Here is a 19,612-nt window from a genome sequence, read left to right on the forward strand (position 1 = left end):
ACGGTTCTGCCAAAAAAAGTGCCTCGCCGGTCCCGGGGACGAGCGAGGCCAGGAGGGCGCATCGTAGGCGGGAGAGGGAGGTAACACCCGCCTAAACAAAGAGACGCGCCAGGAGAACCTGTCACAAACCTTGATATTCGAGTGTCGAACGTCCTGTTCGACTGTTAAACGGAACATAGAGCGATTCCCGGTCTGACGCTATCGCTAGAACTCGCCAGTTATTTGTTGGCCCCAGGGAACTGATCACTTTCGAGTGAAGGGCTCTACTGTCGTAAGGTAAGGGAAATACTTGGTTGTGACGATTGTCGGCGCAACTATTTCGCGCGATCGAGCCGGTATGTGAGGAGACGCAACATCCGTTCGTTGAAATTGTAGGACTCGACGCGATCGAAGCGGGCCTGGTCCTTGTCGTGTGCTTCGATGACGGCTGCGGTCGTTCGATCGACCTTCGCCTGCAGCTTTGCGCAATCGTAGTCGGGGCGCAGCGCCTTCAACTCGCGCTCCAGTTCGCGCGCGTGATTCCTGGCAATCTCGGCGTGGCGTTCTTCGTGCCGCTTGATGTCGGCGGAGAGCGTGTCCCAGATCAGGCCAAGCGATTTCGAGGCGCTGCGGCGGTATTTCCAGCGCGGCAGGATGATGTTGGTCGAGACGGTGACTTTCGCGTTGCCCACATAGCATTTGTTGCCGCGCCGAACGTAGGAAACAGAGCCGCCAAACCGGATCTTCGTTGCGCCGGGGTGGCGGGACCCCGTGTTCTTCATCTGCGGGCCGCGCTTGTTCAACTCATCGTCCAGTTCGGAGGCGGTACGTCCGCCGACCGAGAAATAGGAGAAGGTCTTGTTCGTGACGGTTTCGCCGTGGGAGGGCGCTGCCATGGCCGTCATCGACAGGAGAAGGACGAGCGGTCGGAGCGTCTTGGGGATTGCCGGCATGAATTTCCTCAAGGTCCGGTGCGGATAAGGGCAGGGTGCAGGTGTGTCGGCTTCCGGTTCAATGACTTGAAAGGTTCGGTATCACTGCAATCCTGTGAAGCCGGTTGAACTCGCCCCGACCTTGGGGCATAGCCTCTGCAGGCGCAACAGCTTTTCGTGCTGCCCGCCCATCGCTAATGGATGTTCCCATGTTTTCTGCCTTCGCCCCGTTCCGCTGGTCACTCGCCCATGGCCGCAGTCTGCTACTCGGACCACAAGGCGTGATCATGGCAATCGTCAACGTCACGCCGGATTCTTTTTCCGATGGCGGGTTGCATGACACGACGGAGAAGGCGATCGAACATGCGCGTTTCTGTCTGTCAGAGGGCGCGCAAATCATCGACATTGGCGGTGAATCGACCCGACCCGGCGGTGCCGTGGTCTCCGCAACGGAAGAACAGGATCGGGTGTTGCCCGTGATCGAGGCGCTGGCGCGTGACGGCCGGGCGGTAATTTCGATAGACACCTATCGGGCCGAGACCGCGCGGCTGGCGGTGCTGGCGGGAGCCCATATCGTCAACGACGTCCATGGACTGCAGCGGGAGCCGGCCATCGCACAGGTGGCGGCGCAGACCGGAGCAGGCCTGTGCATCATGCACACGGGGCGCGACCGCGAGAAGCTGCCGGACGTGATCGAGGACCAGTTCGCCTTCCTGGGGCGGTCCCTGGAAATCGCTGCCGAGGCTGGCGTCGCGAGCGAAGCGATCGTGCTCGATCCGGGGTTCGGATTTGCCAAGGATACCGGCGAGAATCTCGAACTGATGGCCCGTTTCGAGGAGTTGCTGCGGTTCGAGCGACCGATCTTGGCGGGCACCTCCCGCAAGCGCTTCGTCGGCGCAGCCACCGGTCGCGAGGCTGCCGAACGCGATGCGGGAACGGCGGCGACCACCGCGCTCCTGCGTCAGGGCGGGGCGGCGGTATTCCGGGTGCACGATGTCGCAATCAACAGGGACGCGCTGGCAATGGCGGATGCTATGCTGGAAGCGCGGTTCAAATTTGCCGCGCGCGCCGGCAACTGAAAGACAGACTCCAAGATGACCACGAAATACACGATCACCCTCAAGAATTGCGCCTTCTTTGCCCGACACGGTTTGCACGACGCCGAGGAGTTTCTCGGCCAGCGCTTCTTCGTTGACGCTGAACTGGAAGTGACGCCCTCCAAGCCGCTTTCCGACGATCTCATCGATTCGACGGTCGACTACGGCATCGCGTTCAAGGAAATCGAGGCTATCGTCACCGGCCGCCGTCGGTTCCTGATCGAGGCGCTGGCGCAGGAGATCGCAACAGCGCTTTGCGCCCGGTTCCCGCAGATCAGCCGCGCCAGGATTTCGGTCCGCAAGCCGAGTGCGCCGATCGCCGGCATTCTCGATTATGTGCAGGTGACGGTGGATCATGTCGTCTGAATGGCTCGGCCATCGGGCAACGCTGGGGCTGGGTGGCAACATCGGCGATCCAGTCGCGGCGATGCGCACGGCATTGCTCGCGCTCGACGCGCGCGCGGACTGCCGGGTGTCTCAGGTCTCAAGGCTCTACCGGACGCCGCCGTGGGGGAAGACCGATCAGGCCTGGTTCGTCAATTCCTGCGCGCTGATTGAGACGACCTTGTCGCCGGAATTGCTGCTGGAGGTCTGCCTCACGGTGGAGCGGGAGATGAAGCGGGAGCGCGTCGAGCGCTGGGGGCCGCGGACGATCGACATCGACATCCTGACCTATGACGACGTTTCGCAGTCCGGCGGGCGGCTGGAAATTCCGCATCCGCGCATGACGGAGCGCGGCTTCGTGCTGATGCCGCTGGCGGATATCGCCGCAGACCAAGTCGTGAGGGGCAGGGCGGTTGCCGACTGGCTCGCCGCGGCGGACGTATCCGGCATCGAGCGAACAGGCGAGGATCGCGATTGGTGGCGGGTTTCGGCCGATCCTACTTGATCGAGCCGACGGCCATCGTGTCGACCCTGCGGTTCAGCGACATGCCGATGACCGGGATCATCTTGTCCTCGACCTTCACCGAGATCGTGATGTTCATCGTGTTGTCGTCCTGCAGGCGGGCGATCAGGGCGCCATTCAGTTTCTGGCGGTTGATGGCGACGACGACCTTGTCGCCCGAGACGTTGCCCGAGAGAATGTCGAGACCCTTGCCGGCTGCGCCGTCGAGGAACTTGCCCTTGTAGGTGCCGCCGGCGCGGGTGATCAGTGCAGACATCGGCTGCTTGAACACGCCGACGCGGCAATGGCCGTCGAGCTGAATGCCGGTCCCGTCAATCGTGGCGCTGTCGCCGCTCAGGTTGCAGGTGAACTTCGTGCCCTTGTACTTGCCGGCGACGATTTCGCCCGGTCCCTGCCACGTGCCGGTGACCTGATCGAAGAAAGCCTTGTCGCTCGAAGCAGCCTGGACCGGGCTTGCGGCGGAAGAGACAGCGAGGAGAGCCGCTGCGATGCCGCGGGCGATCAAAGAGGTGCGCGAATACATGAACGATCCTTGACGGGCTGGTCGATTTGCTGGGGCCAGCCTTGCGTGAAAATGGTTAATGGAGCGTTTCGATGGCCTGTGCAGCGCACTATTTTGACGCTGTGGACATTCAAAGTCCACAGGGATGTGACAGCAGCGCTACGCCTGATCCTTGCCGCGGCCGGTGAGGGCGCCCGGCGCGAGATCGGCAATGAAGTCGCCCATGCCCGGACGTTTCAGTGCGGAGAACGGCATCGGGCGGCAGAGGTCCATCGCCGCAATTCCGATGCGCGCCGTCATCAGGCCGTTGACGACGCCCTCGCCAAGGCGCGCCGAGAGCCTGGAGGCCAGGCCGTGGCCGAGGACTTGCTGCACCAGGCTGTCGCCCACCGCGATCGAGCCGGTGACGGCCAGATGGGCGATCACGTCGCGCATGAGGCGCAGCATGCCGAGGCTGCCGGGACGGCCGCCGTAAAGCTCGGCCATCCTGCGGATCAGGCGGCTGCTCTCGAAGAGCACGTAGCCGAGGTCGACGAGCGCCCGCGGCGAGACGGCGGTGACGATGGAGACGCGCTTGGCGGCGGCGAGGATAAGGACACGGGCTTCGCGGTCGAGCGGTGCCAGCAATTCGCGCTCGGCCAGGTCGAGCAGATGCGGGCCGTCGATGATATCGCCTTCCGTCTCTTGAAGGCGGCTGCGGCCGCGCGCCGTCTGCGGCCGGCTTGCAAGAAGATGCGTCAGGCGGCGGATTGCCTTTCGCGCAGGGGCGGGGGTTGGCGCCGCGGTGGCTGCGATCACCTCTTCTTTAACATGCTGTACGGCGGCCAGCCGGCGCATGCCGGCAAGCTCCCGCAGGACAATGGCCAGGAACGCCAGCGCGCCAAGCCCGGCAGCTGCCATCGCGATGTAGCCGAGCCAGTCGCTGCGCGAGAAGAGGTCGCGGATCAGGCGATCGATCCAAAGCCCGACGGCCAGCGACAGCAAGGTGCCGAAAGCCGCCGCGGCAACGCCGCCCAGCGTGATGCGACGACGACGGGGCAGTGCTTCCTCGGGCGGTGGAAGCTTCTCCAGATCGAGCGTTGTTTCGGCGAAAGGATCGTCCGCATCCGGCGTGAGGATCACGCCTTCCGAATGCTGCGATGGAAGGCGCGGTGCCGATGGCTCCGGACGGCTGGCCTTCGGCGGGCCTTCCGGCACGGCGAATGCGGCGGGGCGTCGCCCGGTGGGGCGCCCGGTGGAGGGTTTGTCGGTCATGCCAGCCGGTCTCCGATCAGGTATTGCAGCGCACGGTCGAGCCGGATGTGCGGGATGGACAGCTTCATTTCCCCACCGGGGGCGCCCATCTCCGGTGGGCGGAAGCGGACAAAGTTCAGCGTCGGGGCGAGCGGCTCCTGCGAATGCGATTCCACGGCTTGGAACAGGGCTTCCGGGTCCTCCGGAAGGTCTCCGGGAAAAATGGCTGTCTTCCGGTTGCCGTCAAAGGTTTCCCCGTCGATGGTCTCGCCGGCCATCGGGGTGCCGACGATCACCGGCAGCAATGTGCCCTCCTGCCTGACAGTTGCTTCCCGCGTAGCGCGGACGGAGGCGATCGCCATCACCTCGACGCCTGCGCCGCTCAGGCCAATCCGCTTGATCGCGCGCTCGACGAGGCGGCGGGTCAAGGCTTCCAGGTGTGGATGGCTTTCGTGATGAAGGTGATCCGCCTTGGTCGCGGCGACGACGACGCGGTCGATGCGGCGGGACAGCAAGGAACTGAGGAAACCGCCGCTGCCGGGGCGGAAGCAGGCCATGACATCGCCAAGCGCCCGCTCGAGGTCGTGCACTGCCTCTGCGCCGCGGTTGACGGCCTGCAGGGCGTCGATAAGGACGATCTGCCGATCCAGCCGCGCGAAATGCTCGCGGAAGAACGGCTTGACCACGTGCGTCTTGTAGGCCTCGTAACGGCGCTCCATCATCGCCCAGAGCGAGCCCTTCGGCGCAGGGCCCGCGGGCAGGTTCGGCAGCGGGGCAAACGTCAGCGCCGGGGAGCCTTCGAGGTCGCCGGGCATCAGGAAACGCCCGGGCGGAAGGGTCGAAAGCGAGCGCTCGTCCGATTTGCAGGCCCTGAGATAGAGCGTGAACGCTTCCGCGAGGCGACGCGCGGTCGTCTCGTCGGCGGGGGCGCGCGGGTCGAGCAATGCCGTGGCACCGAGCCATTCCGTTGAAAGCAGGCGGCGGACACCGGTATGGGCGAGCGCGATCGTGCTTTCGCTGAACGCCCGAAAGTCCTGGTTGAGCAGAGGCAGGTCGAGCAGCCACTCCCCGGGGTAGTCCACGATGTCGATGGCAAGCCGACCGGGCGACCAAAGCCGCCCCCAACCACTGGCGCTTTCGTAATCCAGGGTGATGCGCAATTGCGAAATGGCACGGGTCGAATCGGGCCAGAGGCGCTCGTCGACGAGGGCACGCACATGTTCTTCGTACTGGAACCGTGGTACGGCATCGTCCGGTTGTGGTTCCAGGCGGACCCGCGAGATCCGTCCCGAACGGCTCGGTTCGAACAGCGGCAGCCGGCCACCGTTCAACAGATTGTGGACGAGCGAGGAGATGAAGACCGTCTTTCCGGCGCGGGAAAGTCCGGTAACACCAAGGCGGATGGCCGGATTGACGAGGCTTGCGGCGCGGTCGGTCAGATTGTCGAGGGCGATCAGCGCATCGTCTGCAAGGGTTGTAAGTTTCGACAATCGCGTTCCCCGGTGTGATCAGGTTCTTCGGCGATATAGGTAAGGGCGCCCGTCGAAAAAAGGCAATGGGATCAATATTCACAAGCCCGAGTGCGGCGTGATGAAACAGGAGAGCCGGCCGCCGGAGAAGTCCCGGTCGGTCGGCCTGCGGTCGAAATCGATGGTCGCAAGCGCGGCAGTGGGGAACCCGGCCGGCGCCGCCGTGTCGGCGACTGGCAAGCCGACGACGAGGCGAAAGAATTCTTCCATCGTCGGATTGTGGCCAACGATCATTACGGAGTTTTCCGCCCTTTCTGCAAAGGCGACCTCGGCATAGGCGTTGATGGAGCCTCCATAGAGCGTATCCACATACTCGATCGGCAGTTCTTCTCCCAACGTCCGCCTCAGCGGTTCGGCAGTTTCCCTGCAGCGGATCGCCGTCGAGGAGATGACGACCTGCGGCCGGTATCCCTGGTCTGCCATCTCTTCGGCCAGGATCTCTGCTTCCGCATAGCCCTGATCGTCGAGGGACCTGTCGAAATCCGACTTCCCCGGTTCTGCCCAGCCAGCGCGGGCGTGCCGCAGGAGATAGAGCCGAAAGACTCCAGAAGTTGCCGTTGCCAAGCTGCTGTTCCCTTCGTCTCGATGCGCATCACCCGAGCTTTGTTTTTCCATCCCCGCGCCGAAAAGATCAACTGCTTTTGCTTTCCTGATCCGAAGCGGAACCAAGCGATCGGACCGACGTTTTCAGCATAGGAAAATTCCGGCTGATGCGCGATCTGCCGGCCGGATGGCATCCCGATCAAGTGCTGCAATTTCCGCACCGGCAGGATGTATCCGATGCGCGATCGTTATCTTGTTCAGAAAATAGCCGGATAGTCTCCAAATTGGGCAGATTCAAATTTCGGTGCGCAAGATCAGGCAGGCTTGAATCGGTTCAAACACAGGGATATACAGCGCCCCTTGAGATGTTCTTCAGGAGAATCGCGTTGAGTGAGAAGATCGATCTTAGTACCTTTGTCCTCAATGAAGACGAAGAATTCATGAATGCCAGCCAGCGGGCTTACTTTCGCGCAAAGCTGAATGCTTGGAAAAACGACATTCTGCGGGAAGCGCGCGAAACCCTCGATCACTTGGCCGAGGAAAGCGCCAATCATCCAGACCTCGCCGACCGTGCATCTTCCGAAACCGACCGCGCCATCGAACTTCGAGCCCGCGACCGCCAGCGGAAGCTGATTTCCAAGATCGACGCCGCTTTGCAGCGGCTGGACGAGGGCACCTATGGCTTTTGCGAAGAGACCGGCGAGCCGATCGGGTTGAAGCGCCTCGACGCCCGTCCGATCGCGACGCTGTCGATCGAGGCGCAGGAGCGCCACGAGCGCCGCGAGAAGGTCTATCGCGACGAGTAAGCGCCGCAGGGATTGTGGTTAGGAGGCCATGATCGCCGAGCGTAGTGCTTGGGCAGTAAGCTTTGCGACTTTGCAAGGTGATAGCATGATTGATCCCGCCAGCGTCGCTGGCGGGATCTTTTCATTTCAGGGACAGCAGGCGTCTTGCCGATGACAATGCGCCTGTGGATGACGAGCACCGATCCGTTGTCATGTCATGACTTGCGGCTGGCGGAGAGTTCTCCCAGGAGGCGAGCCATTTCCGCTTCGGTTTCTTCGCGGCTCTTCGGCGGCTCGCGCTCTGCTTCAAGCGTCGCCGGCTCGCCGCGTGCACCGGTGGGAAGACCACCCGCCGGACGGTGGGGAGACGTTGCGATCTCCGCTTCCAGAATCTTCTCGAACTCACTGACGAGCGCCGCGTTATCTGCGGCGTGCTCGGGAGGTGTAAGCGCGACCGGGCGTATCGGCGAAAGCGCCTGTTGCCCGTCGAGGCGGTCGCTGCCGGTGCCGACAGGATTTGTCAGGACGCGCTCCCGCGCCCGGTCGAGGGCATCGACCAGGCTTTGCTCCGGCGTGGCGGGCTGACTGACGGAAGACTGCAAAACCGCTGGCGGCGCGCTGGCATTGCCGGTGCGTAGCGGCTGGGAGGCCGGCTGGCTGGGCGCTTGCCGGGGCGGTGCCGCCTGCATCGGCGGGGGCATGTTCACCGGAGTGTCGTCGTTTCCATAGAGCACGTGCCCCATGGATGAAATGCTGTCGGAGGGCAACGGCGGGGGCATGACCGGCTCCGGTCGCTGGTCTTTTACGGCCGGCTGGGCGCGCGGAGCGGGTTGCGGCAAGGGCGCTGCCGCGGCGCGCGCAGGTACCGGCATCGCCGCAGGCTGGTCCGTGTACGCCGCCATCTCCTGGACAGCAGCGCCACTCTGCTCCGGGACGGCCGCTGGAACAGCGGTCATGATCCGGCTCTCAATGACGATGTCCGTCGGGCCGCCGATCATCAGGAGGTGCTCGACGTCGTCGCGGCGGACCAGAACGAGCCGGCGACGTGTGTCGACTGCGGCCGCATCCAGGACGGAAAGTCGCGGCTGGCGGTTGCGCCCGCCGCGGAGGAAGGGCGAGGACGGGCGGCGTCGAACGATCCAGAGCACAAGCGCCAGGCAAGCCAGACCAAGCAGAACGGCGACCGCGGCAACCAGAAACTTCGTGCCGTACTGGGCGATTATGTCCTCGAACATGAAGAGCTACTCCTTGGCGACACGTTTGATCCATTTGACGACTTTTTTCAGGCCTGCACAAGAACGGCCGGCGGCCTGTCCTCTAAAGCGTCGCCTGGCCATTCGCAATCGGCCGCGACGGGCGGCAAACAGGGTGGCTATAATCCCTGTGTATAGAGGCTTGCCGCTTTCATTCCTTGGCTTTTTGGGTTTCCCTCAAATAGCTAGAAGTGATTCTGCAATTATCTCCCACGCCGCGCGGCCTTCAGGAGTTCGGGCCAAGAGAGTGAGCGATGTCTAAAATCCGCCAGGAGGTCGAATATCAAGCGCCGGTCGTCGAGAGCGGCAGCCGCCCCGGCGTGATCCTGCGGATCGTGCTGCTTGCAATCGTGCTGACCGCGTCGGCGGGCGCCTTCATCGTCTTCAAGAACCAGCTCGACAACGAGATCGTGCTCGGGATTCTCGGCGTGCTGGCAATGGTGGGGATCTTCTTCTTCGTCTCGGCCATGATCGGCTTCATTGAGATCATGCCGCAATCGCGCCCGGACGAACTGGCGCGGACCTTCGTCGACACCCAGCCGGACGGAACGCTGGTGACGGATCGAAAGGGGCGGATCGTCTATGCCAACGCCGCATATGGGGCGCTGACCGGGGCGACCGGCGAGAGCGACGCCCAGACCCTCGAGACCCTTTTCTCGCGTGATCGCGAGGCGAGCGAGTCGATCTACCGGCTGATGAACGGCCTGCACGAAGGGCAGGAAGGCGCCGAAGAGTTCCGCCTGCTCAAGCCGCTGAACCCGAGCACCGGTGTCGGGTCCGGCGCGCGCTGGTATCGGCTGAAGGCGCGCGTGCTTCCGAACCGCGAAGCGGGCGGACCGTCGCTTTATGTCTGGCAGATTGCCGACATTACCTCGGAGCGCGACGACCAGGAGCGCTTCTTCAAGGAACTGCAGAACGCGATCGACTACCTCGATCACGCGCCGGCCGGCTTCTTCTCCGCCGGGCGCAAGGGAGAGATCGTCTATCTGAACGCGACGCTGGCCGATTGGCTCGGTATCGACCTGACGAAATTTCATCCGGGCACATTCTCGGTCGGTGACCTCGTCGCAGGCGAGGGGTTGGCGCTGATGCAGTCGGTGCAGGCCGAACCGGGGGCGATGCGCACGAAAGTGCTCGACCTCGATCTGCGCAAATCCAACGGGCAGAGCCTGCCGGTCCGTCTCGTTCACCGCGTCAGCGCGACGCGCGACGGAGCGCCTGGTGAAAGCCGCACGATCGTGCTGGCCCGCGATGTTACAGAAGATGGCGATGCGTCCGCTTCCAACGCGGCCATGCGCTTCACCCGGTTTTTCAACAACACGCCGATGGCGATTGCCTCCGTCGACGGCGCCGGGCGCATCCTGCGCACCAATGCCCCGTTCCTGAAGCTGTTCTCGGGGGTCGTGTCCCGCGACGACATCGACCACGGGGCCAGGCTGGAAGCGATCGTGCACCAGAACGACCGCCCGCGGCTGGAGGCTGCACTGGATGCCGCCCGCGACCGCCAGGGCGACATTCCGCCGATCGATTCGTTGTATCCAGGCGATGAGGGGCGACACTTCCGCTTCTATGTGAACGCCGTCATTGACCAGAACGATCAGGCGCCGGAAGAAGCGGCGATTGTCTACGCCGTCGAGATCACCGAGCAGAAGGCGCTCGAGACGCAGATGGCGCAGACCCAGAAGATGAATGCGGTCGGCACGCTTGCCGGCGGCATCGCGCATGACTTCAACAACGTGCTGACGGCGATCCTGCTCTCCTCCGACCATCTGTTGTTGTCGGCGCGGCCGTCGGACCCGAGTTTCGCGGACCTGATGGAGATCAAGCGAAACGCCAACCGCGCGGCCGTGCTGGTGCGTCAGCTTCTCGCCTTCTCGCGCAAGCAGACGATGCGGCCGACCGTGCTGCAGATGACCGACGTCATCGGCGACCTGCGCATGTTGGTCGACCGCATGACCGGCACGAAGGTCAAGATCGAGGTCGACTATGGGCGCGACCTGTGGCCGGTCCGGTCCGATCTCGGCCAGTTCGAACAGGTGTTGATCAACCTCGCCGTCAATGCCCGCGATGCGATGCCCGATGGCGGCACGATCACGTTCCGCACGCGCAATGTCTCGGCGTCGCAAGTGGCGGCATTCAACTATCGGGAGTTGCCGTCGGCGGACTATGTCGAGATCGATGTCGTCGACCAGGGCACCGGCATTCCGGCGGAGATCCGCGACAAGATCTTCGAGCCGTTCTTCACGACGAAGGACGTCGGCAAGGGAACCGGGCTCGGCCTGTCGATGGTCTATGGCATCGTCAAGCAGAGCGGCGGCTACATCTTCGTCGATTCCGAAACGGCCAAGGGAACGACGTTCCGTATCTTCATGCCGCGCCACATCGAGGAAGCGCCGACTGCCGCCACGCCCGTCGAGACCTCTGTCGAAAACGCGGCGCAGCACGCTACCTCGCCTGCGCCCGCAGCAAAGGAACCCCGTGACCTCACCGGTGATTCGGCCGTCGTCCTTCTCGTCGAGGACGAGGAGGCGGTACGCCGCGGCGGCAAGCGCATGCTGGAGACCCGCGGTTATACCGTCTACGAGGCCGGGTCCGGCGTCGAGGCGCTCGACATCATGGAGGAGCTGGACGGTGCCGTGGACATCGTCGTTTCGGACGTGGTGATGCCGGAGATGGACGGCCCCTCGCTCCTGCGCGAGTTGCGCAAGAAATACCCGGACATGAAGTTCATCTTCGTCTCCGGCTATGCCGAGGACGCGTTCGCCCGCAACCTGCCCGCAGAGGCCAAGTTCGGCTTCCTGCCCAAACCGTTCTCGCTGAAGCAACTGGCGGAAGCCGTAAGGGAGATGCTGGACGGGTAGGCCCTGTCCAGTCCTCTCCGAGACCCGCAGGGCGCATTTCGCCCGTCCGCTGCGACCTTGCATCCGTCGTCGATCGGAATCCGGCATCAACTCCGTCCGGCGTTCGCTCCGGCCGCCGACAGAGCGGACGGACGAATTCGCCGACGGCCGGCGACCAAATGAGGCGCCGGGGTATCGGTGCGGGGCCAGAGCAAGTCTGTCGTCGCTCTTTGGCAGTGCCTCGAGGGCCGGACAGGGTCCGCTCAGACCGCCAGCGCTACGGCGATTTCCGCCGCAAGCCGAGCGTTGTTCTCCACAAGCGCGATGTTGGTCGCGAGGCTGCGGCCGTCGGTGAGGCGGAAGATCGTATCGAGCAGATAGGGTGTCACGTCCTTGCCGGTGATCTCGTCGCGCTCGGCATTGTCCAGCGCGCGCTCGATGTAGATCTCCATCTCGGGGCGCGGAATTTCGTTCTCCGCCGGCACTGGATTGGCGACCAGCATGCCACCTGCAATGCCGAGTTGCTCGCGCACGGCCTGGAAATTGGCGATCGCGGCCGGGCTGTTCAGCATCAGCGGGCTCGGCAGGCCGGAATCACGCGACCAGAAGGCGGGAAAATTCGGGCTGTCATAGGTGATGACGGGAACGCCGCGCGTCTCGAGCACTTCGAGCGTCTTCGGGATGTCGAGGATCGCCTTGGCTCCGGCGCAGACGACGATGACGCCGGTACGCGCCAGTTCCTCCAGGTCGGCGGAAATGTCGAACGTCTCCTCGGCCTTGCGGTGGACGCCGCCGATGCCGCCGGTGGCGAACACGCGGATGCCGGCGAGGGCGGCGCCGATCATCGTTGCCGCGACCGTGGTTGCCCCGGTCCGGCGTTCGGCGATGGCGAAGGCTAGGTCGGCGCGCGAAACCTTCATCGCGCCGCTCGTCTGGGCGAGCGCCTCAAGTTCGGCGTCGTCGAGGCCGATGTGCAGCACGCCGTCGATCACCGCGACGGTGGCGGGCACCGCGCCTTCCTCGCGAATGATCCGTTCGACGCTGCGCGCCATCTCGAGGTTGCCGGGATAGGGCATGCCATGGGTGATGATGGTGGACTCGAGCGCCACGATCGCGGCGCCGCGTGCCTTTGCGGCCGTCACTTCGTCAGAATAGGCGATTGGCAGGAGCGGGGTGGCGGATCTTGTCATCTTCGGTTCCTCGCAACGTGAAAACGGGCTGATTGGCTGCATCTTATGCCGTCATCGTGGTCTCATGACAGAACTTCCGCCTCGGATACAAGACCCATGACACGGGCGAGCAGGTCGGGCTCGAGTTCCTCGGCGACGGCAAGCGGCGAGCGCACCGCAATCAGCGCTGCCGCAACGCCCTGCCGGAGCGCTGTTGCGAGCGGTTGGCCGTCCAGCCGGGCCGAGAGAAAACCGGACGCCAGCGCGTCGCCGGCGCCGGTCACGTCGCCCAGCGCTTCGAGCAGTGGTGGCGCCAGCATCGCCACACCGGTCGCGTCGAAGGCGATCGCCGCGTCGCGCCCCCGCGTCACGACACCGGATGACAGCCCCGCACGCCGCAACAAGTCCGGCCACTGCCGCGGATCATCGGGCCGGGTTAACGCCAGTGCGCGCGCCTCCGCCTCGTTCATGAACAGGCAGGTGAGCGCGGGGAGGGCGTTCCGGAATCGGATGACCTTGGCGGGGGATATCGCGATGCCGCAGACCGGCTTGCCGGCGGAGCGTGCTGCCTGCGCGATGGCCGTGACGGTTTCCTCCGGCAGATTGGCGTCGGTCACGAGTGCATCGGCGCAAGCAATGGCGTCGCGCACCGCGCGCTGCTGCAGGCGCCGGGGCGAAAAGAGACGGTACAGCTCCATGTCGGCGAGCGCGATCACCAGATTGCCGTCGCGCTCGATGATCGCCGTATAGCTCGGGGTGGCGCGGTCGAGGAAGATGAAGGGCATGTCCTCGACGCCGGCGGCCAGGGCAGCAGCGGCGACGAGCTCGCCGTCGCTGTCTCCGCCGCGCGGGGCGATGAGGCGCACGGCATGACCGAGGAGCGAAAGGTTGCGGGCCGCGTTGAAGGCGCCGCCGCCGGCCTCGACGAACCAGCTGCCGGGATTGCTGGCACCGGGGGCCGTCTCGCCATGGATACGGCCGCGGCGATCGACATGGGCGCCACCAAGCACGAGGATATTTCTACCGGTCATTTTCCTGCCTTCTGCCCGATCCGATTCGCGTATCATTTCCCCTCGCACCCATCGGCGCCACGATGGTAGAATGAGTGCCTAGGTTCTTGAAACGAAAAGAGAACATACGCCCGAATATCGAAGTTAATCAACTGCATGGTGTGCTGTTGCCAAAAGAGAACAAAAAGTGTACAAAGCTTCCATCGGCGGCTTCATTGCCTGTCTGGCCCCAATAACCTAAAGGTGGAGCAAATGGCACAAAACACTTTGCGGCTCGTAGAGGACAAATCGGTGGACAAAAGCAAGGCACTCGAAGCGGCACTTTCTCAGATTGAGAGGTCGTTCGGCAAGGGCTCGATCATGAAGCTCGGCTCGAAGGACAGCGTCGTCGAGATCGAAACCATCCCGACCGGCTCGCTCGGTCTCGACATTGCGCTCGGGATCGGCGGCCTGCCGAAGGGGCGGATCATCGAGATCTACGGTCCGGAAAGCTCGGGCAAGACCACGATGGCGTTGCAGACGATCGCCGAAGCCCAGAAGAAGGGCGGCATCTGCGGCTTCGTCGATGCCGAGCACGCGCTCGATCCCGTCTATGCCCGCAAGCTTGGCGTCGACCTGGAAAGCCTCCTGATCTCGCAGCCGGACAACGGCGAGCAGGCACTCGAGATCACCGATGCGCTGGTGCGTTCCGGGGCGATCGACGTGCTCGTGATCGACTCGGTCGCCGCGCTCACGCCGCGCGCCGAAATCGAAGGCGAGATGGGCGACAGCCTGCCGGGCCTGCAGGCCCGGCTGATGAGCCAGGCGCTGCGCAAGCTGACGGCCTCGATCTCGCGCTCCAACACCATGGTCATCTTCATCAACCAGATCCGCATGAAGATCGGCGTCATGTTCGGCTCGCCGGAAACGACGACGGGCGGCAATGCGCTGAAGTTCTACGCTTCCGTCCGCCTCGACATCCGCCGCATCGGCGCGGTCAAGGATCGCGACGAAGTGATCGGCAACCAGACCAAGATCAAGGTCGTCAAGAACAAGATGGCACCGCCCTTCAAGGAGGTCGAATTCGACATCATGTATGGCGAGGGCGTGTCCAAGACCGGCGAACTGATCGACCTCGGCGTCAAGGCCGGCATCGTCGAAAAATCCGGCTCCTGGTTCTCCTACAACAGCCAGCGCCTCGGCCAGGGCCGCGAGAACGCCAAGCAGTTCCTGCGCGACAATCCGGATGCGGCGCGCGAGATCGAAATGGCGCTTCGCCAGAACGCCGGCCTGATCGCCGACAAGTTGCTCGACGGCAAGCCCGAGGACGACGGCGACAGCCTCGCCGAGATGTGATCGACGCCACGCCGATGGAGCAGCCTCACAGGATCTGCTCCGTCGACGTGCAGGGTTTTGTCCCCCAGCGGCTGCCCGTGAAGATTGACGTCTTCGATTTCCCGTTGTCGCCGAGGACGCTATAAGTCGTTTAAAGCAAAAGCCCGTCACGTGATCTCTCGTGACGGGCTTTTTTCTTTGACCCGGCGCGAGGCCGGGTCGTGATCATCTTCTGTTGGGTGCCGCTCAGGCGGCCATGGCCTTCTTCAGGTTCTCGTCGATCTTGTCGAGGAAGCCGGTGGTGGAGAGCCACGGCTGGTCGGGACCGATCAGGAGCGCCAGGTCCTTGGTCATGAAGCCGGCCTCGACGGTGTCCACGCAGACCTTTTCGAGCGTCGTGGCGAACTTCGCCAGTTCGGCATTGCCGTCGAGCTTGGCGCGGTGCGCCAGGCCGCGGGTCCAGGCGAAGATCGAGGCGATCGAGTTGGTCGAGGTCTCCTCGCCCTTCTCGTGTTGGCGGTAGTGGCGGGTGACGGTGCCGTGCGCCGCTTCGGCTTCGACCGTCTGGCCGTCCGGCGTCATCAGCACCGAGGTCATCAGGCCGAGCGAGCCGAAGCCCTGCGCGACGATGTCCGACTGCACGTCGCCGTCATAGTTCTTGCAGGCCCAGACGTAGCCGCCGGACCACTTCAGCGCCGAGGCGACCATGTCGTCGATCAGCCGGTGCTCGTACCAGATCTTCGCTTCCTTGAACTTGTCGGCGAACTCGGCGTCGAAGACCTCCTGGAAGATGTCCTTGAAGCGGCCGTCATAGACTTTCAGGATGGTGTTCTTGGTTGAGAGATAGACCGGCACCTTGCGCTGCAGGCCGTAGTTGAACGAGGCGCGGGCGAATTCGGTGATCGAGTCATCGAGATTGTACATGCCCATGGCGACACCGGCGGACGGCGCATCGAAGACGTCGTATTCGATTTCCTTGCCGTCCTCGCCGACGAACTTCATCGTCAGCTTGCCCTTGCCGGGGAACTTGAAGTCGGTGGCGCGGTACTGGTCGCCGAAGGCGTGGCGGCCGACGATGATCGGCTTGGTCCAGCCGGGAACGAGGCGCGGCACGTTCTTGCAGATGATCGGCTCGCGGAAGATGACGCCGCCGAGGATGTTGCGGATCGTGCCGTTCGGCGACTTCCACATCTTCTTCAGCTTGAACTCCTCGACGCGCGCTTCGTCCGGGGTGATGGTGGCGCACTTGACGCCGACGCCATGCTTCTTGATCGCGTTGGCGGCATCGACCGTCACCTGGTCGTCGGTGGCGTCGCGGTTCTCCATGCCGAGGTCGAAGTACTTCAGGTCGATGTCCAGGTACGGATGGATCAGCTTGTCCTTGATGAACTGCCAGATGATGCGCGTCATCTCGTCGCCGTCGAGTTCGACGACCGGATTGGCGACCTTGATCTTTTTCATGGATTGCCTCGTAGCCTAGTGGGGCCGGATGCCCCGTTTCGTGAAGTAGCGATCGCGTGCGGCTATACCACTTGGGGCAGGGAAGGCAAAGCCGACCAAGGACTGAGAGACTTTATTTTCGCCCGCCAAGGAATATGCTCCGCGACTCAGATGCCGGGTCGTCGACCGATGCGAGTCGTTCCCGGAAATTTGCCGCAAAGGGTGGCCAATTGGTAGCGCATCAGCCAGGGCCGCTCGGCCCCCATGCAATCCTTTCCGGGGAGATTACCACCATGCGTCTATGCCTCGCCGCCGCACTCGTCCTGTTGCCGTCCCTTGCTTTTGCGGCAGACGCTGCGGAACCGGTGCGTGAAATCATGACCACGGCAACGAACAACTGGGCCGATCTTGCCAACGACAACGACAATCCACCGGATTACGTCGACTATTTCAATGACGAGTTCCTGAAGCGGCTCTACAGCAAGGATTTCGTCGCGAAATATCGCGAGGCGGCAAAGTATCCGGCCTACGAGGACGGCGGATCGCCGTTCGACTACGACGTGATTGCCATGGGCCAGGACGGCTGTTCGATCAAGGACCTGAAGATCGAGGCGGCGCCGGCCGCCGCTGGTGTGACGACGGTGAAGACGACCTTCGACAACACCCATTGTTTCGGCGAACGGGCAGCGGATTGGACGCCGGCGGAGGTGGACTTCCAAGTGGTCGAGGAGGATGGCCGCCCCGTTGTCGACGACATCCTGCGGCCGCAGGACGGTGATCCGGGCTCGCTGAAGGCGGAACTGACGGAGATCGCGAAGGAGGGGGCCAACCCGCAACCGGACCAGGAAGACGTCTCGCCCGAATAGGGCGGCATTCTTTCCTTTTTCCGCGCGATGTGGCAGGGGAGCGCGGCCGGAGGACCGGGACGACTTCGCCCCGGCAAATGACGGCACCAACGGAAAATAAGACGGTTGAGCGGATGGCGGGCACGAATAGCGAGCGGCAACTGATAGCGGAAGGGCCGGCGATTATTCTGGTCCACCCCCAGCTTGGTGAAAACATCGGCATGGTGGCGCGCGCCATGGCCAATTTCGGTCTGGCCGAGCTGCGCCTCGTCAACCCGCGGGATGGCTGGCCGAGCGAGAAGGCGATTTCGGCTGCGAGCAAGGCGGATCATGTCATTGCGGCAACGAAGGTCTTCTCGTCGCTGGAGGAGGCGGTCGCCGACCTCAATTTCGTCTATGCCACGACGGCGCGCGACCGCTACGGCTACAAGGAGGTGCGCTCACCGGTGGTGGCGGCCGAGACGCTGCGGGCGCGATTTCGCGCGGGCGAGGGGACCGGCATCCTGTTCGGTCGTGAGCGCACCGGGCTGACCAACGAGGAGATCGCGCTCGCCGACGAACTCGTCACCTTTCCGGTCAATCCCGCTTTTGCATCGCTCAATTTGGCGCAGGCCGTTCTGCTGATGAGCTACGAGTGGATGAAGACCGGCATGGGGTCGATCGAAGAAACGGCCTTCAGCGCGCTGCCGCAGCGCCCAGCAAAAAAGGACGAGCTACAGGGCCTGTTCGACCATGTCGAGGAAGCGCTCGACGCGCGCGGCTACTTCCGTCCCGCCGCCAAGAAGCCGAAATTGATCGAGAATCTGCGTGCCGCACTCACACGCCCATCGTTCACCGGTTCGGAAATCCAGGTCTTGCGTGGCATTGTTTCCTGTCTCGATCGATTCACCCGCGACGCGCCGCGCGGCTCGGGCGCGCCGGTGCTGAACCGCACCAGAAACAGAAGGCCGAAGGCTGCCCGTGGCGACGAATAGCCCCAAACCCATCCTCGTGTTCGACAGCGGCATCGGCGGGCTGACCGTGCTGCGCGAGGCGCGCGTGCTGATGCCGGAGCGGCACTTCATCTACGTCGCCGACGATGCGGGCTTTCCCTACGGCGGCTGGGAAGAGGTTGCGCTGAAGAAACACATCATCGCGCTCTTTGACAAACTGCTGGCGCAGCACGACCCGGAGATTTGCGTCATCGCCTGCAACACCGCCTTTACGCTCGTTGGTGCCGACCTGCGCGCCACCTTTCCGGCGATGCGCTTCGTTGGCACCGTTCCGGCGATCAAGCCGGCCGCCGAGCGCACCCGCTCGGGGCTCGTATCCGTGCTGGCGACGCCGGGAACGGTCAAGCGCGCCTACACGCGCGACCTGATCCAATCCTTTGCGACGCAATGCCATGTGCGCCTTGTCGGCTCGGAAAACCTGGCGCGGATGGCGGAGGCCTATATCCGCGGTGAAACGCTGTCGGACGAGGCGGTGACGGCCGAGATCGACCAGTGCTTCGTCGAGCGGGACGGGCGCAAGACCGATATCGTCGTGCTGGCCTGCACGCACTATCCCTTCATGGCGAACGTCTTCCGCCGCCTTGCGCCCTGGCCGGTCGACTGGCTCGATCCGGCGGAGGCAATCGCCCGCCAGGCGCGCCGGCTGGTGCCGCCGCTCGAGGTCCTGGCCCCCGGCGAAGATGTCGCCATCTTCACCTCCGGTCGGCCGGATTTTGCCACGCAACGGCTGATGCAGGGGTTCGGCTTGAAGGTCTGACGCAGCGCCTTACCTTCTCTCGTCTGTCACTCAGGCGACGGGGAGGCACCGATGCTACGCGGACGATGTCATTGCGGCGATACGGTTTTCGAGATCGATGGTGAACTGCCACAGGCGCTGACGCGTTGCACCTGCTCGTTTTGTTCCAAGCGCGGCCAGCTCTATGCCTATTACGAGCCCGGCCAGCTTCGGATCGTCGGCGTTCCGAGCCACGATTCGATCTATCGCTGGAACACGGGGCTGGTCGCCCACCATTTCTGCGCCGCGTGCGGCTGCGGCACCTATACCGACAGTCCGGCCTTCGAGATCGGCGGCGGCTGGGATGGAATCAGCCGCCGAATCGGCATCAATGCACGGCTGTTGGACGATTTCGATGCAGCCGAAGCACCGGTAACGGTGATCGACGGCAAGAATCTCTGGTGAAGCCCACCTTCCTGTGGGTTTTTGCAATCACTTGCCCGCAGTAACCGATTTCGTGCTAGGCC

Annotated in this window: 19 protein-coding genes; 10 read left to right on the forward strand and 9 right to left on the reverse strand. The window is 63.7% G+C overall.

Translation table 11 applies throughout. From position 1 onward, the window contains the following. Positions 1-314 precede the first annotated feature (314 nt). The gene (locus AC1DDS_RS19880) at positions 315-932 is read right to left on the reverse strand and encodes a DUF922 domain-containing Zn-dependent protease (protein ID WP_477480436.1); all 618 of its coding nucleotides are present in this window, start codon (positions 930-932) and stop codon (positions 315-317) included. 188 nt (positions 933-1,120) lie between these two features. On the opposite strand from AC1DDS_RS19880, the gene folP reads away from it, so the two are divergent. The 3 genes from folP to folK are packed head-to-tail and all read left to right on the forward strand — an operon-like array spanning position 1,121 to position 2,897. After that, a complete protein-coding gene (gene folP / locus AC1DDS_RS19885) occupies positions 1,121-1,990 on the forward strand; it encodes a dihydropteroate synthase (RefSeq protein WP_477480437.1) in 870 nt (289 codons plus the stop codon). A 15-nt stretch (positions 1,991-2,005) separates the two neighbouring features. Further along, complete coding sequence (gene folB, locus AC1DDS_RS19890; RefSeq protein WP_310420758.1) at positions 2,006-2,374, forward strand: dihydroneopterin aldolase; 369 nt, start codon at positions 2,006-2,008, stop codon at positions 2,372-2,374. Further along, positions 2,364-2,897, forward strand: coding sequence for a 2-amino-4-hydroxy-6-hydroxymethyldihydropteridine diphosphokinase (gene folK, locus AC1DDS_RS19895; RefSeq protein ID WP_477480438.1), 534 nt, complete (start codon positions 2,364-2,366; stop codon positions 2,895-2,897). Before folB ends, folK begins: the two co-directional genes overlap by 11 nt. Here the strand turns inward: folK and AC1DDS_RS19900 are convergent. From AC1DDS_RS19900 to AC1DDS_RS19915, 4 genes are all read right to left on the reverse strand, one after another. Further along, a complete protein-coding gene (locus AC1DDS_RS19900) occupies positions 2,890-3,438 on the reverse strand; it encodes a hypothetical protein (RefSeq protein WP_310420754.1) in 549 nt (182 codons plus the stop codon). The genes folK and AC1DDS_RS19900 overlap by 8 nt on opposite strands. A gap of 138 nt (positions 3,439-3,576) precedes the next feature. Beyond that, the gene (locus AC1DDS_RS19905) at positions 3,577-4,671 is read right to left on the reverse strand and encodes a YcjF family protein (RefSeq protein ID WP_477480439.1); all 1,095 of its coding nucleotides are present in this window, start codon (positions 4,669-4,671) and stop codon (positions 3,577-3,579) included. Then, positions 4,668-6,140 (reverse strand): YcjX family GTP-binding protein, encoded by a 1,473-nt coding sequence (locus tag AC1DDS_RS19910; RefSeq protein WP_477480440.1) that lies wholly within the window; start codon positions 6,138-6,140, stop codon positions 4,668-4,670. The genes AC1DDS_RS19905 and AC1DDS_RS19910 overlap by 4 nt, the downstream gene beginning before the upstream one ends. A 78-nt stretch (positions 6,141-6,218) precedes the next feature. Beyond that, positions 6,219-6,743 carry a SixA phosphatase family protein gene (locus tag AC1DDS_RS19915; protein ID WP_477480441.1) on the reverse strand — a complete coding sequence of 175 codons (525 nt, stop codon included), beginning with the start codon at positions 6,741-6,743 and terminating at the stop codon, positions 6,219-6,221. 365 nt (positions 6,744-7,108) lie between these two features. Here AC1DDS_RS19915 and dksA point away from each other — a divergent pair, with 365 nt between their 5' ends. Next, on the forward strand, positions 7,109-7,528 hold the full coding sequence (dksA, locus tag AC1DDS_RS19920; protein ID WP_310420746.1) for an RNA polymerase-binding protein DksA: 420 nt from the start codon (positions 7,109-7,111) through the stop codon (positions 7,526-7,528). 194 nt (positions 7,529-7,722) lie between these two features. On the opposite strand, the gene AC1DDS_RS19925 is transcribed toward dksA, so the two are convergent. Further along, positions 7,723-8,742 carry a flagellar biosynthetic protein FliO gene (locus AC1DDS_RS19925; protein ID WP_477480442.1) on the reverse strand — a complete coding sequence of 340 codons (1,020 nt, stop codon included), beginning with the start codon at positions 8,740-8,742 and terminating at the stop codon, positions 7,723-7,725. A 272-nt stretch (positions 8,743-9,014) separates the two neighbouring features. On the opposite strand from AC1DDS_RS19925, the gene cckA reads away from it, so the two are divergent. After that, positions 9,015-11,621 carry a cell cycle histidine kinase CckA gene (cckA, locus tag AC1DDS_RS19930; protein WP_477480443.1) on the forward strand — a complete coding sequence of 869 codons (2,607 nt, stop codon included), beginning with the start codon at positions 9,015-9,017 and terminating at the stop codon, positions 11,619-11,621. Between the two features lie 242 nt (positions 11,622-11,863). Here the strand turns inward: cckA and AC1DDS_RS19935 are convergent, their stop codons facing one another. Then, complete coding sequence (locus tag AC1DDS_RS19935) at positions 11,864-12,790, reverse strand: pseudouridine-5'-phosphate glycosidase (protein ID WP_477480444.1); 927 nt, start codon at positions 12,788-12,790, stop codon at positions 11,864-11,866. 62 nt (positions 12,791-12,852) lie between these two features. Continuing rightward, complete coding sequence (locus tag AC1DDS_RS19940) at positions 12,853-13,800, reverse strand: carbohydrate kinase family protein (protein ID WP_477480445.1); 948 nt, start codon at positions 13,798-13,800, stop codon at positions 12,853-12,855. A gap of 231 nt (positions 13,801-14,031) precedes the next feature. Here AC1DDS_RS19940 and recA point away from each other — a divergent pair, with 231 nt between their 5' ends. After that, on the forward strand, positions 14,032-15,114 hold the full coding sequence (gene recA, locus AC1DDS_RS19945) for a recombinase RecA (RefSeq protein WP_310420737.1): 1,083 nt from the start codon (positions 14,032-14,034) through the stop codon (positions 15,112-15,114). A gap of 225 nt (positions 15,115-15,339) precedes the next feature. Here the strand turns inward: recA and AC1DDS_RS19950 are convergent, their stop codons facing one another. After that, entirely contained in the window at positions 15,340-16,554 is a 1,215-nt protein-coding gene (locus AC1DDS_RS19950) for an NADP-dependent isocitrate dehydrogenase (protein WP_477480446.1), read from the reverse strand. Between the two features lie 272 nt (positions 16,555-16,826). Here AC1DDS_RS19950 and AC1DDS_RS19955 point away from each other — a divergent pair, with 272 nt between their 5' ends. The 4 genes from AC1DDS_RS19955 to AC1DDS_RS19970 all read left to right on the forward strand — a co-directional run bounded on the left by AC1DDS_RS19955 (position 16,827) and on the right by AC1DDS_RS19970 (position 19,550). Next, positions 16,827-17,399, forward strand: a complete 573-nt coding sequence (locus tag AC1DDS_RS19955; protein ID WP_477480447.1) for a hypothetical protein — start codon at positions 16,827-16,829, stop codon at positions 17,397-17,399. 113 nt (positions 17,400-17,512) lie between these two features. Next, a complete protein-coding gene (locus tag AC1DDS_RS19960) occupies positions 17,513-18,352 on the forward strand; it encodes an RNA methyltransferase (protein ID WP_310420732.1) in 840 nt (279 codons plus the stop codon). Next, the gene (murI, locus tag AC1DDS_RS19965) at positions 18,339-19,127 is read left to right on the forward strand and encodes a glutamate racemase (protein ID WP_477480448.1); all 789 of its coding nucleotides are present in this window, start codon (positions 18,339-18,341) and stop codon (positions 19,125-19,127) included. Before AC1DDS_RS19960 ends, murI begins: the two co-directional genes overlap by 14 nt. Positions 19,128-19,178: 51 nt before the next feature. Then, positions 19,179-19,550, forward strand: coding sequence for a GFA family protein (locus AC1DDS_RS19970; protein WP_477480449.1), 372 nt, complete (start codon positions 19,179-19,181; stop codon positions 19,548-19,550). Positions 19,551-19,612: the final 62 nt, after the last annotated feature.

Source organism: Mycoplana sp. 10N416 (assembly GCF_056394765.1).